Annotated in this window: 19 protein-coding genes; 12 read left to right on the top strand and 7 right to left on the bottom strand. The window is 70.8% G+C overall.

Annotated elements, in window-relative coordinates:
- The 4 genes from groL to WYO_RS23600 form a co-directional block, all read left to right on the top strand.
- Nucleotides 1–1,214: chaperonin GroEL (gene groL, locus WYO_RS23615; RefSeq protein WP_007567303.1), on the top strand; the 1,214-nt coding region annotated here is incomplete at its 5' end.
- Nucleotides 1,215–1,373: 159 nt separating this feature from the next.
- Nucleotides 1,374–1,718, top strand: a complete 345-nt coding sequence (locus tag WYO_RS23610) for a hypothetical protein (protein ID WP_007567301.1) — start codon at nt 1,374–1,376, stop codon at nt 1,716–1,718.
- Nucleotides 1,719–1,781: 63 nt separating this feature from the next.
- Entirely contained in the window at nt 1,782–2,024 is a 243-nt protein-coding gene (locus WYO_RS23605; RefSeq protein ID WP_007567299.1) for a DUF6522 family protein, read from the top strand.
- A 91-nt stretch (nt 2,025–2,115) separates the two neighbouring features.
- Nucleotides 2,116–2,484, top strand: coding sequence for a hypothetical protein (locus WYO_RS23600; protein ID WP_007567297.1), 369 nt, complete (start codon nt 2,116–2,118; stop codon nt 2,482–2,484).
- 430 nt (nt 2,485–2,914) lie between these two features.
- Here WYO_RS23600 and WYO_RS23595 read toward each other — a convergent pair whose 3' ends face one another.
- Nucleotides 2,915–3,466 carry a hypothetical protein gene (locus tag WYO_RS23595; RefSeq protein WP_007567295.1) on the bottom strand — a complete coding sequence of 184 codons (552 nt, stop codon included), beginning with the start codon at nt 3,464–3,466 and terminating at the stop codon, nt 2,915–2,917.
- 447 nt (nt 3,467–3,913) lie between these two features.
- On the opposite strand from WYO_RS23595, the gene WYO_RS29110 reads away from it, so the two are divergent.
- Nucleotides 3,914–4,231, top strand: coding sequence for a hypothetical protein (locus tag WYO_RS29110; protein ID WP_193375365.1), 318 nt, complete (start codon nt 3,914–3,916; stop codon nt 4,229–4,231).
- A gap of 49 nt (nt 4,232–4,280) precedes the next feature.
- Here WYO_RS29110 and WYO_RS23585 read toward each other — a convergent pair whose 3' ends face one another.
- Entirely contained in the window at nt 4,281–4,523 is a 243-nt protein-coding gene (locus WYO_RS23585) for a hypothetical protein (protein ID WP_039903917.1), read from the bottom strand.
- Nucleotides 4,524–4,705: 182 nt separating this feature from the next.
- On the opposite strand from WYO_RS23585, the gene WYO_RS23580 reads away from it, so the two are divergent.
- Together WYO_RS23580 and WYO_RS23575 are read left to right on the top strand one after the other, a co-directional pair.
- Nucleotides 4,706–5,008 (top strand): hypothetical protein, encoded by a 303-nt coding sequence (locus WYO_RS23580; protein WP_007567288.1) that lies wholly within the window; start codon nt 4,706–4,708, stop codon nt 5,006–5,008.
- A gap of 301 nt (nt 5,009–5,309) precedes the next feature.
- Nucleotides 5,310–5,591: a hypothetical protein gene (locus tag WYO_RS23575; protein WP_007567287.1), complete on the top strand. Its 282-nt coding sequence runs from the start codon at nt 5,310–5,312 to the stop codon at nt 5,589–5,591.
- Nucleotides 5,592–5,676: 85 nt separating this feature from the next.
- On the opposite strand, the gene WYO_RS23570 is transcribed toward WYO_RS23575, so the two are convergent.
- The gene (locus tag WYO_RS23570) at nt 5,677–8,127 is read right to left on the bottom strand and encodes an EAL domain-containing protein (protein WP_007567285.1); all 2,451 of its coding nucleotides are present in this window, start codon (nt 8,125–8,127) and stop codon (nt 5,677–5,679) included.
- A gap of 478 nt (nt 8,128–8,605) precedes the next feature.
- Here WYO_RS23570 and WYO_RS23565 point away from each other — a divergent pair, with 478 nt between their 5' ends.
- From WYO_RS23565 to WYO_RS23540, 5 genes are all read left to right on the top strand, one after another.
- Entirely contained in the window at nt 8,606–8,866 is a 261-nt protein-coding gene (locus WYO_RS23565; protein WP_007567283.1) for a hypothetical protein, read from the top strand.
- A 154-nt stretch (nt 8,867–9,020) separates the two neighbouring features.
- Nucleotides 9,021–9,380 (top strand): hypothetical protein, encoded by a 360-nt coding sequence (locus WYO_RS23560; protein ID WP_007567281.1) that lies wholly within the window; start codon nt 9,021–9,023, stop codon nt 9,378–9,380.
- 208 nt (nt 9,381–9,588) lie between these two features.
- Nucleotides 9,589–9,876 (top strand): hypothetical protein, encoded by a 288-nt coding sequence (locus WYO_RS23555; RefSeq protein WP_007567278.1) that lies wholly within the window; start codon nt 9,589–9,591, stop codon nt 9,874–9,876.
- 503 nt (nt 9,877–10,379) lie between these two features.
- Nucleotides 10,380–10,541: a YqaE/Pmp3 family membrane protein gene (locus WYO_RS30105; RefSeq protein WP_007567273.1), complete on the top strand. Its 162-nt coding sequence runs from the start codon at nt 10,380–10,382 to the stop codon at nt 10,539–10,541.
- 32 nt (nt 10,542–10,573) lie between these two features.
- Nucleotides 10,574–10,825 (top strand): hypothetical protein, encoded by a 252-nt coding sequence (locus WYO_RS23540; RefSeq protein WP_007567270.1) that lies wholly within the window; start codon nt 10,574–10,576, stop codon nt 10,823–10,825.
- Nucleotides 10,826–10,951: 126 nt separating this feature from the next.
- On the opposite strand, the gene WYO_RS23535 is transcribed toward WYO_RS23540, so the two are convergent.
- The 4 genes from WYO_RS23535 to WYO_RS23520 form a co-directional block, all read right to left on the bottom strand.
- Nucleotides 10,952–11,275 carry a hypothetical protein gene (locus tag WYO_RS23535; RefSeq protein ID WP_007567268.1) on the bottom strand — a complete coding sequence of 108 codons (324 nt, stop codon included), beginning with the start codon at nt 11,273–11,275 and terminating at the stop codon, nt 10,952–10,954.
- A gap of 262 nt (nt 11,276–11,537) precedes the next feature.
- On the bottom strand, nt 11,538–11,729 hold the full coding sequence (locus WYO_RS23530) for a DUF3606 domain-containing protein (protein WP_007567267.1): 192 nt from the start codon (nt 11,727–11,729) through the stop codon (nt 11,538–11,540).
- Between the two features lie 84 nt (nt 11,730–11,813).
- Complete coding sequence (locus tag WYO_RS23525; RefSeq protein WP_007567265.1) at nt 11,814–12,131, bottom strand: hypothetical protein; 318 nt, start codon at nt 12,129–12,131, stop codon at nt 11,814–11,816.
- A gap of 344 nt (nt 12,132–12,475) precedes the next feature.
- The gene (locus WYO_RS23520) at nt 12,476–12,736 is read right to left on the bottom strand and encodes a hypothetical protein (protein ID WP_007567262.1); all 261 of its coding nucleotides are present in this window, start codon (nt 12,734–12,736) and stop codon (nt 12,476–12,478) included.
- Nucleotides 12,737–12,908 lie beyond the last annotated feature (172 nt).

Below are 12,908 nucleotides of genomic sequence, written 5' to 3'. Positions count from 1 at the left end.
TCGCCCAGGTCGGCACGATCTCCGCCAATGGCGACAAGGAGATCGGCGAGATGATCGCCCACGCCATGCAGAAGGTCGGCAACGAGGGTGTCATCACCGTCGAGGAGGCCAAGACCGCCGAGACCGAGCTCGACGTCGTCGAGGGCATGCAGTTCGACCGCGGCTACCTCTCCCCGTACTTCATCACCAATGCGGAGAAGATGATCGCCGAGCTCGAGGATCCCTACATCCTGATCCACGAGAAGAAGCTGTCCTCGCTCCAGGCGATGCTGCCGGTGCTCGAGGCCGTGGTTCAGACCGGCAAGCCGCTGCTGATCATCGCCGAGGACATCGAGGGCGAGGCGCTTGCCACCCTCGTCGTCAACAAGCTGCGCGGCGGCCTGAAGGTCGCGGCCGTGAAGGCGCCGGGCTTCGGCGATCGCCGCAAGGCGATGCTCGAGGACATCGGGATCCTGACCAAGGGCCAGATGATCGCCGAGGATCTCGGCATCAAGCTCGAGAACGTGACGCTCCCGATGCTCGGCCGCGCCAAGCGCGTCCGCATCGACAAGGAGAACACCACGATCATCGACGGGTCCGGCGAGAAGTCCGACATCGAGAGCCGGATTTCGCAGATCAAGGCGCAGGTCGAGGAGACCACCTCGGATTACGACCGCGAGAAGCTCCAGGAGCGCCTGGCCAAGCTCGCGGGCGGCGTCGCGGTGATCCGCGTCGGCGGTTCGACCGAGGTCGAGGTCAAGGAGAAGAAGGACCGGGTCGACGACGCGCTCCATGCCACCCGCGCGGCGGTCGAGGAAGGCATCGTCCCGGGCGGCGGCACCGCGCTGCTGCGCGCCAAGAAGGCCGCTCAGGGCCTCACCAACGACAACCCCGACGTCCAGGCCGGCATCAAGATCGTGCTGAAGGCGCTGGAAGCCCCGATCCGTCAGATCGCGTCCAACTCGGGCGTCGAGGGCTCGATCGTGGTCGGCAACATCCTGGCCAATGCCTCCGAGACCTACGGCTTCAACGCCCAGACCGAGGAGTATGTCGACATGCTCCAGGCCGGCATCGTCGATCCGGCCAAGGTCGTCCGGGCGGCGCTCCAGGGCGCGGCGTCCATCGCCGGCCTGCTGGTCACCACCGAGGCGATGATCTCCGAGCTGCCGCGCAAGGAAGCCCCGGCCATGCCGGGCGGCGGCGGCATGGGTGGCATGGGCGGCATGGACTTCTAAAGGCCGGCCCAGCCGCAGACAGGACGGTCCGACGCGGCGCCGAAGCCGCGCCGGGCCGTCACCGCGTTTCGACCGGGGCTCGCCGAGCCCGCGACGTCCTCGCGATCGCACCAACCGGGGCGATGCGGGTTGACCTCGCGAACGGGTCGGGAGGTTTCCATGGGCGCGCATCTCGATCCGGATCCGAACGGGCCCGCGACCCGGATGACCGGCGCCGCCCTGCTGGCTCTGGTGACGCTCCTCGCAGGTCCCACCCCGGCCCGGGCCTGGGGCGTCCCCGGATGCACCAACCTGCCCGAATACAACCGCGCCCTCGGCGCGCTTCAGGGCATGACCAGCGCCTGCGACATGAGCGTCGAGCGCGCCCGCCAGGTCATCGCCGAGCATGACGGCGTCCCGGCGGTCGCATCACCGGCTGCGCCGCCGCCCCGGATCAAGGCGAGGCGTCACCCGGGACGGGCCCACCACGGGGGCCCCCGCCACCGTCACGCGGCCGGGCGCTAGAACCGGCTTCCAGGCCGAGGCCGGCGGCTTTAACCTCGGCGCCGCGTCGATGGAGGATGCTCCGTGCGGCTCGATCTCGGTCACAAAGGCGATTGGATCGTCGATCCCCGCGAGCTGGCGCTGCGCCTGGGTGTCAGCGTCGCCGCGCTCAAGCGCCACGAGCGGCTCGGCCAGGTCGAGGCTCGCATCAAACCCGGGTCCGGAGCGGATGCCGACGAGACCCGCGTCACCGTCCGCCTGAACGACAAGGGCTGGCGGGGCACCTTCGACCGCAGCGGGGCGCTCATCGCCGAAGAGCGATGGTGAGGCCGGATCCGCGTGAAGAAATCCGCGGTCTTCGGACCAGGCGTGGTACAGAACCGAAGTGCTTCCGCCGCTTCTACCGTCGAGGACCGAGATGAACACCGTCAGATGGCTTATGGCCAAGGTTATCGGCTTCCTGTTCTCGCAGACGATCGACCACAAGAACCGCAAAGCCGCCGCCGATCGGGAGGGTGGCACCTTCGAGGCCGGTTCCGCCTATCAATCGGCGGGCTTCGAGGGCGATTATCATGCGGCGACCAACCTGCTGAAGCAGCGGATGGACAAGAGCTTTCCCGACAATTTCCACGCCCGGTTGGGCTCGCAGACCAACAGCATGTACGATTACGGCGAGGATCGCGCCGGCGCCGTCGACACGGCCTCGACCGCGATCGCGATGGCGTTGCGCAACGGCGCGACCGTCAGCCAGGCCGCGGAGGCGGGCGCGGCGAGCGTCGGCATCTGAGGGACGGACGCGGCCTCACGCCTTCAGGACGCGGCGGTCACGGGAGGCAGGCATCTGCAGCCGCGCGGATCGGTGACTTTGGCGTCTTTGCAGAGCGCGGAGTCTGTCTGTCCGGGGACGGCGCACGCCTCAACCCGATCGTCCGCACGAGCAGACCTATTCCACCGCGTTGGCGGATCCACGCCATACAGGATGGGACGTGGCGCGGCCGGCATAAGCCCCCATGCGCCATCGTAGCTGTCGCCGAGAAAGGCGGCCGTGCCAATGGGCCGTGCCCGCCGATCCATGACACAGTGTCTATCCGACACCCACCCTCAGGCGCCGAAGCGGTGCTGGGCCTCGAAGGAGGAGGGGGTTGGGTTGGGGGGCACCGATCACGACCGGATGGGCGCCCGCCCTGCTCTGTGATGGGCCGTGCCCGCCGCTCAGATCACCACAGGTGGCGCGGCAGCCGCCGCTTCCAGCGCTCGCCGGCCTTCAGGGTGTCGGCCTGGCGGGACAGGCGTATCGCGCGCGTCGGCATCGCGGCCGGCTGATTCACGGCGGCCCGGGCCGGAGCGGGTGCGCTCGGGGCCGGTGCCGGGCGCGAAACCGCCGGGGCCGGGGTGAAGATGGGCCGTGCCGCCTCGGCCTTCGGCGCACGCTTGGTTGCCGGCTTCGCCGCAACCTTGGCGCGACGCACCCGCGGCAGGCGCTCGATCGACGGGGCCTCGTCCGCCGCCGTGTCCGGCTCGTCCTCGGTGGTGAACATCGGCATGAGGCTCGGCAGCACCCGGCGCGCCGGGGCCTCGGGCGGAGCGGATGCGACCGGGGCGGTGGGGGCGGGCTGCGCCACGGCCGGCTTCTCGGCGGTCTCCGTGGGAAGGTCCCACCAGAGGGTCTGGCTTTCGCGGGGTCGCGTCGTCGTATCGGCCAACGCGACGCGGGAGGGACGGGTATTCTTGACTTCGACCGTGAACGGCCGCGCGCTCCGGCGCTTCATGTGTGCGGAATTCCTGGAAACAACGTGCTGAACGGCTCGACATGTGCCGGCACCATTTGAGCATCATAGAGGACCGAGCCGCGCATTGTCGAGCGCAGAGATCAACAATCCTGTTCGACTAACACAAGCCTTTGTGACGACCTCAAGTGCCACCGCGCCGCGGCATTGTCGAAGTACTGGCTTCGAAGCCTCGGGAGCGCCGCCGCGGCCCGCCCCGCGCAGCAACGCCGCCGGCCGACAGGCGGGAGCGCTCGAACGTCCCGATCGCCCGCCCCCGGCGCCAGCGTCCTCGGGAGCGGCCCCGGTTCACGATCCCGGAGGGCTGGGCGCGAGATCGTGCGGCCGGCCTGTCCGGAGGCCTGTCGATCGGAAACCACCGCTCCGATCGCACGTTTTGGCACGAAGCCCGTGTGCAACGCGCACGGCACAGCCAAGATGAAGGAGCCTCTGATGCGTCATGCTGTCTTTGCTGTTCTTGCGCTCAGCCTCGCGACACCGGCTCTCGCGCAGACCAACACCGGTCCCGCCCCGATCGTCCAGCCCGGGCCGCCCCGTCAGGTCCCGCCCGGCACGCCGGAGGGGACCGTGGTCGTGCCCGGCGGACGGGAGAATAGCGGTCCGGGCAGCACGGCCGTGATCGCCCCGACCGGTACGGGCGCGGCGACGATCACCACCGACACCGCGGCGGGCGGCAACGCCAGCCAGCCGGAGCGCGCCGTTCCCCAGACCGGCGCCGGCGGCGGCGGTGACAATGGCGGCGGCTGAGCGCGCGCGCCGTCATCGAGCGCGGTCCGCTGATCCCGGAGGGGGCCTGCTAGCCGCCCCCGCCGCCGCCCCCGCCCGTCCCCGGGCCGCCGAGATTGCCGTCCTTGTTGGGCGTGTTCCAGTGGATGATGCCGTCGTCGGCGGGGCGCAGCGTCGTGGTCGGCAGACGCGGCACGCCGAATTGCGGGGCCGCGATCGGTCCGCGGCCCTGCGGCCTGTTGGCCCGATGGCGCTGGGCGACGGCCGGGGTGCTGCCGACGATCGCGACCGCAACCAGGAGCCATTTCACCATTGCAGCTCTCATCTTCGTCCCGCCCGGCCTCCCCCGGCGGGACGGCCCGGGGAGGCGCCGGCATGGGGCTCGGCCCGCCGGACGCGCGTGACCCGATGCACCGTGTCAGGAACGGTCTGAGATGCCGAGGGGTTTCCACAAGCCAGGGGTGCATACCGGCGGCCTTGGCGAGGAGAGACCGTGTGTTCAAGATTCCGACTCTGACGGGTGGCCTGTTCGCGGCCAGCCTGTTCCTCGCGCCTGTCCCCGCCTCCGCTGCCCAGATCGGCCTCGGAGCCGTCACCGAGGCCGCCCCGGCCGTGGAACAGGTCCAGTACGGCTACGGCGGTCCCCGCTTCGGGCCCGGCTTCGGCCGCCGCCACGGCTATGGCGGCCCGCGCGGCTATGGCCGGGGTCATGGCTACGGCTATGGGCGCGGCTACGGTCGTGGCTATGGCCGCGGTTACGGCGGCCCGCGGGGCTTCGGCCGGCGCGGCGATTTCTAACGCGTCCGATACGCCTGCATGCTTCGTCAGCCCGCCCGGCCGAGCGCCGCGGCGGGCTTTCTCATGCGCGAGTCCCGCGTCGGGATCGCCCGGCCGGTGCGGGCGCAGGGTCCGCTAACCCAAGTCCGGCATTCTCGCGTCCGAGCCGCGTTGCGTATGGGCTCGACCGCTGGTGAGATTGGACGCTCCCCCGCCCCGTGAGCAGATCGGGGCGGGGCCGAGCGGCCGTGACGTCCGGCGCTCGCGTCGCCGTGACGCCCGTGGTCGTAAAACCGCCGTCCCTTCCTGCCAGAGTTCCTGCATGCGCTTGATCTACGCCGCCCTCCTCGTCTGCTGTGCCACGGCCGCCTCGGCCGGGGAGCCGCTCATGGATGGTCCCGTCGTGGGCGGCGGTTTCGGCATGAGCGGCTCGGACTATTACGGCGACATCCGCAGCCGGATGCCGTTCACCGTCGAGGCCGCGCCCCGGCCGGCGGGCGTCGCCGAGACCGAGCGCGCCCGGGCCGCGCGCATCCGCGCGGTGGCCGCGTCGCGGCGGGCGGATGCGCGATCCGCGGTGCGGCGGCGCTCGCCCCACGGCTGACCCGGCCCCGGGCTTAAGCCCGGCCCGGCGCCGCGACGGGATCTCCGGATAATCGCCGGGCTGCCACGCCGTTCGGCGCGGACGGTCAGGCCCGCGCCCGGGCGCCGTGGAGCCTCTCCTCGGATTCGTCGGGGCAACACAGCATCTCGGCATAGTCGCCGATCGGGCGCGGCTTGCCGAACAGGTAGCCCTGCATCTCCCCGCAGGCCTCGTCCGCCAGGAAGCGCCGCTGCGCGGAGGTCTCCACGCCCTCGGCGACCACGCCCATCCGCAGGCTGCGGCCCAGGCTCAGCACCGCGCGCACGATCACGGCGGCCTGCGGGTCGACCCCGAGCTGCGCCACGAACGAGCGGTCGATCTTCATCTTGTCGAACGGGAAGGCCTGCAGGGTCGCGAGCGACGCGTAGCCGGTACCGAAATCGTCCATGCTGATCCGGACGCCGAACCCCTTCAGGCGCCGCAGGATGCTGATCGCCCGGGCCATGTCGTTGATGATCACGCTCTCGGTCACCTCCAGCTCGAGCCGGTCCGGCGACAGGCCGGTCTGGGCCAGCACGGCGAGCACGGTCTCGGGCAGGTCCGGCTTCTGGAATTGCCGCGGCGACAGGTTCACGGCCACCTTCAGGGACGGCGCCCAGGTCGCGGCCTCGCGGCAGGCCTCGCGCAGGACCCAATCGCCGAGCGTGATGATCAGCCCGGTCTCCTCTGCCAGGGCGACGAACACGCTGGGCGGGATCTCGCCGCGGACCGGATGGGCCCAGCGCACCAGCGCCTCGAACCCCACCAGCACGCCGGACGCGCCGTCGACCTGCGGCTGGTAGTAGAGGTTCAGGGCATTGTCGGCGAGCGCCTGGCGCAGGTCGCTCTCCAGGACCCGGCGCTCCTCCGCCTCCTCGTCCATGTCGGCCGCGAACACCCGGTAGGTGCCCCGGCCCTCCGCCTTGGCCCGGTAGAGGGCGAGGTCGGCGCGCCGGTACAGGCATTCCGCGCTGGCGCCGTGCTCCGGGGCGAGCGCGATGCCCACGCTCAGGCCGACGCCGATCCGCTGGTCGCCGACCTGGAGCGGCGCTCGGAACAGGCCGGTGAGACGCTCGGCGATCCCGGTCGCCTCGTCGCGCCCGCCGTCGAGCAGGACCGCGAACTCGTCGCCGCCCAGGCGCGCCACGACGCCGTCGCCCACCACCGAGCGCAGACGGTCGGCGACGCTGCGCAGCAGGTCGTCGCCGGCCTGATGGCCGAGCGTGTCGTTCACGCCCTTGAAGCCGTCGAGATCGAGATACAGGACGGCGCCGGTGCCGCCCCGGAGCGCGATGTCGGCCAGCCGCCCGTCGAGATATTCGCGGAACAGGCCGCGATTCGGCAGGCCGGTCAGGATGTCGTGGCGGGCGAGCCGCGTCACCTCGGCCTCCGCGGCCTTGCGCTGGGTGATGTCGGTGAAGGTCCGCACGAAGCCGCCATCGGGCAGCGGCACGGTCCGGATCTCGAGCACGAGGCCGTTCGGGCGCACGCGCTCGTGGACATGGGCCTGCTCCAGCCCGCCCCGCTCGATCCAGTCCCGGTACGAGCGGTCGGTCCGGTTGCGCTCGCGGTTCTGCAGCTGATGGCGCAGGACGGATTTGTAGCTGGGGCTGGACCGCATCATCGCGCGGGGCAGATCGAGGAGCACCAGGGCGCGCTCGTTGCAGACCTGAACCAGGCCGCGTCCGTCGACCATGATCAGCCCCTGGTCCATGCTGCCCAGGGTCCTGTCCAGCAACAGCGTCTTCTCGCGCAGGGCGAGGCCCTGGCGGGCGAGGGCGGCGTTGATCGTGCGCAGGTGATCCAGCATCAGCGCGAGCGCCGCGAAGGCCAGGATCACCGCCATCATCACGGCGATGCCGCCCGCCACGGCGCCGCGGGCGAGGCCGAGATCCGGCATGTCCAGGGCCGGATCCGGGATCGCCCGTGCCGCCGCCATGGCCAGGAAGTGCAGCCCCGCGATGGCGGCCGTCAGGATGGTGGCCGCGGCCATCCGGGTCCGCGCGTCGCCGCCGCGGACATGCACCACCAGGGCGGCGCCGGAGAGGCCGCAGCCGATCGCCGTCGCGGCCAGCGCCAGGGCCAGGTCCCAGTCGAACCGTCCGGGCAGGACCACGCCGGCGATGCCGAGGAAATGCATGCAGGCGATGCCGCCGCCCAGGATCAGGCCGGCCAAAGCCCCGACCCACGGCCTGTCCCGGCGCGCGGCGCGCAGGAGCGTGAAGGCGACCAGGGCCGCCGCGACGGCCACGATCAGCGACAAAGCCGTCGTGGCCATCTCGTAGCCGACGACGATGCCGGGATCGTAGCCGAGCATGCCGATGAAATGGGTGCTCCAGATGCCGGCGCCCGCCGAGAAGGCGGCGGCCAGCAGCCAGGTCGGCGCCCAGGCGCCGCCCTTCCGGACGCGCTGCTCCAGCAACAGGGCGACGTAGCAGGAGATCCAGCAGACGCAGGCGGCCAGGGGGAGCACCCACGGCGTGTGCTCCTCGGTTAGGCAGGCCAGAGCACGGTACATCGGACGCCTCGCCGGACGGCAACATCGCGGCACATTAGGCCGGTGATACTAACCAGAAGTTGCATCGCAGAATAAGATTTCGCCTCTGCGGTGCCTGGTCGTTGCGCGACTGCATCCCCGGCGCGCCACGGCGCGTTTCCGGCCCGCGATCAATACAGAGCCGGCGGCGGCACGGTCTTCGCGGGCGCGTCATCGTCCTCGACGCCCGCGCGCGGGCCCGATCACAAGTCACGAGCGTGCGAGCGTAGCGGTTACATGCCGCCAGCGCGCCTCGGCCATGCCGGATCGCCAATGCTCCCAGCGGCGCATCTGGGCTAGGTAAAGCCTCCTCCCAAGACGACCCCTTCGAGCCCGCTCGGCACCAGCTGCGGCGGGCTCTTTTTCGTTAAGCGTTTCGCCATACGCCTCGCTGGTGTCCGCGATCCGACGCTCCGCCCGCCGCCAACGGATATTTTGACGGCAGCCTGTGACCGCACGCATGAACAGATTCCTGGCGACCGTCGCGACCCTGATCGTGTGCGCGACCCCGGCCCTGGCCGAGAGCGATGAGTCCCGCCTGGGTTGCGACGACCCGCGCACGACGGGCTCGTTGCCGGCGGGAGCGCGCGGTTCGACGGCCCTGGGTCTCGCAACCCGCCGGACCGAGATGACGCCGCCCGAGGAGAGCTGGCAGGAGCAGGCCCAGCAGAACGCCGAGCGCCGCCGGCGGGAGCGGGCCGAGGGCTGCCCGATCGATTGACAGCCGGCTACGGAGCCCCATCGTCGGATCGGAGGCGGCGGCACGTTGGGGCGCCCAAGTTCGGAAGATTCGGATCCCGAACGAGATCCGGGAGTGCCTACCACTTAGAGTTGATCCGCCGAGCGATCACCGGCACAGTCGTCAAGGACGGGTCGTGGCCGATGCCCGCCCGGCCCGGGCGATCGGCGACGCTTCTTGCCGGGCACCTCAGAACGAAGGGCTCTCCGACATGCGGCTCCTGGCTTTCGGCGCCTTGATGGCCCTTGCAGTCTCGCCGGAGGCGCTGGCCCAGGATCCCCGGGACGTCCCGGTCGAGCGCGACCTCCAGCGGATGGACCGGATCGACCGGCGCCTGGGCCGCGACGGCATCCGCCGGGTCGATCCGAACGTGACGCCGGACAATCCCGACGGCGTCGTCGGCTTCGACGGGCCGCCCTTCAACGATGGCGATCGCGGCGTCATCGACGACGGCCCCCTGCCGCCCGGCTCGCCGGCCGATCTCGACGACGATTGAGCGAGCCGCCTCGACGTCCGGGCTGATCCGCCGCCCCCGGGCTGACAGGCGCCGCGGGGTGAGGGCGGTGGGTAGGACGGACATCGATCGCGATCCGTCATGCCGCTCGTCGCTGTCACGCCCCGCTGGGGACGACCCGGTCTCCACTTCGGCGCCGCGCGCTCTAGAACAGGCGCCGACGGCACACGCTCTGAGGAGACGGATGGAGATGGCACAGGATACACCGGACGCCGATCGCGTCGCCCGTGTGATCGCCGAGAACGTCTATGCCGCCTTCTGCCGGCGCGCGACGATGCCCGCCCATCCGCTCGAGGAGCAGACGATCCTGGCGCGGCTCGTCGAGGCGATCCGTCCCCAGATCGGCAGGGGCGCGCCGGGCGCGATCGTCGAGGCCGCCAACGCGGCCTTGTCGGCGTGGGAGCAGCGGGATCCCGATATCCGCGGGCCGCGCGTTGTCGCGGTGAACCCGGTCGACGGTGCGGTCACCCTCGGATAGCGGCCCGCCGCCTCGTGGACGAGGGGCCGGTGCGAAGCGGTTTTGGTTGGGGATGTCGGATGCGCAGGATTCGGTCGAAGTCTGGCGCATCGAAGCGCGCGCTGCCCGAGAGCCTGACACAGCATCTCTCCGATCCGAAGATCCACATCCTCAGGACGCCGGACGGCCGACGCAGGCCCTCGCGCGCGACGGGGCGCGCGGCGGAGGCGGGCCGGAAGGTTCTGATCTCGCTCGTGACCCTCGCGGTCCTCGTTCTGGCCGGCGGCCACCTCGTCCATGCTTGGTAGGTGACCCCTGGTAGGTGACCCCTGGTAGGTGACCCCTGGTAGGTGACCCCTGGTCGGTGACCGGCGCCGCCCGCTCGGGCGGGCTTCCGCGTCGCGATCCGGGCGTGCCCGATATCGGGACGGCCCGGCCCGACCGGCTGCGTCGCGGGCCCGTCCGCCAAGGTCTGGCTGAACGGGACCGGCCGCCTATGTCAGGGGCAAGGAGCCGTTCCAACCATGATCATGATCCTCATCTGCTTCCTCGCGCCATGGCTCGCCATGTTCCTGCGCGGGAAGGTTTTCCAGGGCATCCTCTGCATCATCCTGCACCTGACGATCATCGGCTGGATCCCGGCGACGATCTGGGCCCTGGTCGTCACGCGCAAGGAAGCCGCCTGACACGATCGACCGCCACGCAAGAGGAGGCCCCCATGCCGCCCAAGCTTACGAAGACGATCATCGGGGCGATCATCGCGGTCGCCCTCGCGGCTGCCGTGTCCTACGGCGTCATCAGCCAGCAGACCGCCGACCAGATCCAGACCAAGGCGAACCAGTCCCTGCAGACCGACCAGACCGCACCCGCCCCGGCGCCGCAACAGACCCAGCCACTCCCCCAGGATCCGACCCCGCAGGCACCGGGCGAGCCGAAGCCGGCACCCCAGGCGCCCGCCTCCCGTCCGTAGCGTCCGTCGAGGGGGCGCCAGCCGCCCCAAAGGCCGGGCCATTGTCGCGCCGCGCCGTGGCCTTCCCGGGTCAGGTGGCGCGCCGTCCCGGAAGCCGATCGGTGCGGCACCCGGTGGCAGCACGCCTCACTGGAGCGATCCGGGGCCGGGCGACATGGAGCGTCCGGCCTCGAGCAGGGCGCGGATCTTGGCGGTCGCGTGCGCCAGGATGTCGGGGCGCGCATCGTGGTAGGCGGTCTCCGCGACGAAGCTCTGGAGCGCCTCCTCGATCCTGTCCTCGATCTCGTCCATCACCGTCAGGCCGGGTGGCCCCTCCCGACGCAGATAAGCGTCCGCGAGGGCCAGGTAGGCCGCGCTGGCGAGTAGAAAGGCGACGCCGTTGGCTTCCTGCGCCAGTTCGGAGCCCGGCTCGGGACTGCCGACTTGGTCCTCCGGGAATTCATCGATCATCACATCACGCCCTGCACGTCGCCCGTGCCTGAGCATGTCTCACTTATTGCGGCGCACCCAGCTGCAAAGACTGCGTATCAGCTGGGCCATTCGAACAGTAATACTACTTTTGAGGTAATAATTCTGCGGCGATGCGCCCCCGGGTTGTGCTTGCGACGCGATCGGATCGGTGCCCCGCCCGCGCGGTCGCGACGAGCGGGGCATCGAGCCGAAGCGTTCACCGCCGCGCCGGAAGCCGGCTCAGTGCCGGCGCGGGCTGGCCCTAGACGATGCCGCTGCCGTCGTAGGGCCACGGCCGGTCGAGATGGGCCGCGACCGCGGCCGGCTCATCGCCGACCGCATGCACGGCCGCGGTCACGTCCTCGACCGGCACCTGGAGGCGCCGGGCCCAGTAGGCGGCCGAACTCGGATCCTCGACATTCACGCGCTTGGGCTCTTGGGACAGATCGGACATGGGAACCTCCGGCGGGAGAACCGTCCGGGAGCCCGGCCGGTTCAGAGGCGATGTCGGGCACCGCCGCGCGACGCCCGATGCCGGCTACCAGCCGCCGTAGAAGCGACGCGGGCCGTCGTAGCCCCCGGGGCCGCGCTCGTAGCCGCCGCCATATCCGTATCCGTAACCCGGGCGGCCGCCATAGGGGCCGCGGGGACCGCCATAGCCCCAGCCGCGGTCGTTGGGCCGGCAATGGCCCCACGGATTCGGGTGAAAGCCCGGGCCGCAGCCGCCGGCCACCCGCTCGATCAGCCCGGTGCCGCCGAGGGGGCCGTAGCCGAACGGAGCCGCGTTCGCCGCCGTGGCGGTGCCGAGCCCCGCGGCGAGGATCGCGGCCATCCCGAGCGTCTTGAAGCGCATCATGACACCAACTCCTGAAACCGTCGGCCCGCGCTGGCCGGACCGGATGCCAGGAGGATGCGACCCCGGCCCTGAACCCCCTCCGGCTCGGCCGTTCATCAACCTGATGGTGAACGTGACGCGGCACGATCGCGGTGTGGTTTCGGGCAGCCCATGAAAAAGCGGCGGGGCTCGCACCCCGCCGCAGGTCGATTAGATCGGTCCGCGCGACAGCCCGGGCCGTTCGGCTACAGGCCCAGCAGCATGCTGGCCGAACCGAACAGGGTCATCAGGAGGCCGCCGACGAAGACGCCGATCATCGCGTAGGAGAGGGCCTTGAGGGCCATGGGCACGCGTCGCCTGCCGGATCAGCAGCGATAGCCGCCGGTGGTCTGACCGTATTGTTTCACCGGGCGGGTCTGCTGGTCGGCATTGCCCTCCGCCGCCGAGCTCATCGGGCAGCGGTCGTAGATGGGCGCGTCGTGGACGCCGAGCCCCAGCGCTCCGGTGGTCTCGACGTCATAGGGTGCGAGGCCGGTCCAGCGCGCACCATCTGAGGCCATGGCCGACGAGATCGGAGCGACGCCAAGGACAAAAGCGGTGACGGCGGCAGCGATACGGGTCTTCATGGATAAAACTGAGCTCCTACAAACTACAAGCCGGTCAATCCGGCCGGTTTCTTCTTGTACGAGACCAAGATGGGGTCTCCGCCGCCATCGCGCCGTGCCGCCCCGCACGCGGCGGGACGGATTAAAGCCGGGCGGCATTTGCGTACCTCTGCGCAGGCTTCCCATGCTCCTG

Source organism: Methylobacterium sp. GXF4 (genome assembly GCF_000272495.1).
Classification (GTDB): Bacteria; Pseudomonadota; Alphaproteobacteria; order Rhizobiales; family Beijerinckiaceae; genus Methylobacterium; species Methylobacterium brachiatum.
This window is presented reverse-complemented; position numbering and strand designations above follow the sequence as displayed.

Bases quoted from the DNA above. Each gene is read 5' to 3' on its own strand.
- WYO_RS30105 (WP_007567273.1), top strand. From the start codon at position 10,380: ATGATCATGATCCTCATCTGCTTCCTCGCGCCATGGCTCGCCATGTTC.
- WYO_RS23600 (WP_007567297.1), top strand. From the start codon at position 2,116: ATGAACACCGTCAGATGGCTTATGGCCAAGGTTATCGGCTTCCTGTTC.
- WYO_RS23535 (WP_007567268.1), bottom strand. From the start codon at position 11,275: ATGATCGATGAATTCCCGGAGGACCAAGTCGGCAGTCCCGAGCCGGGC.
- WYO_RS23575 (WP_007567287.1), top strand. From the start codon at position 5,310: ATGCGCTTGATCTACGCCGCCCTCCTCGTCTGCTGTGCCACGGCCGCC.
- WYO_RS23530 (WP_007567267.1), bottom strand. From the start codon at position 11,729: ATGTCCGATCTGTCCCAAGAGCCCAAGCGCGTGAATGTCGAGGATCCG.
- WYO_RS23610 (WP_007567301.1), top strand. From the start codon at position 1,374: ATGGGCGCGCATCTCGATCCGGATCCGAACGGGCCCGCGACCCGGATG.
- WYO_RS23565 (WP_007567283.1), top strand. From the start codon at position 8,606: ATGAACAGATTCCTGGCGACCGTCGCGACCCTGATCGTGTGCGCGACC.
- WYO_RS23585 (WP_039903917.1), bottom strand. From the start codon at position 4,523: ATGGTGAAATGGCTCCTGGTTGCGGTCGCGATCGTCGGCAGCACCCCG.
- WYO_RS23555 (WP_007567278.1), top strand. From the start codon at position 9,589: ATGGCACAGGATACACCGGACGCCGATCGCGTCGCCCGTGTGATCGCC.
- WYO_RS23570 (WP_007567285.1), bottom strand. From the start codon at position 8,127: ATGTACCGTGCTCTGGCCTGCCTAACCGAGGAGCACACGCCGTGGGTG.
- WYO_RS23520 (WP_007567262.1), bottom strand. From the start codon at position 12,736: ATGAAGACCCGTATCGCTGCCGCCGTCACCGCTTTTGTCCTTGGCGTC.
- WYO_RS23525 (WP_007567265.1), bottom strand. From the start codon at position 12,131: ATGATGCGCTTCAAGACGCTCGGGATGGCCGCGATCCTCGCCGCGGGG.
- WYO_RS23595 (WP_007567295.1), bottom strand. From the start codon at position 3,466: ATGAAGCGCCGGAGCGCGCGGCCGTTCACGGTCGAAGTCAAGAATACC.
- WYO_RS23540 (WP_007567270.1), top strand. From the start codon at position 10,574: ATGCCGCCCAAGCTTACGAAGACGATCATCGGGGCGATCATCGCGGTC.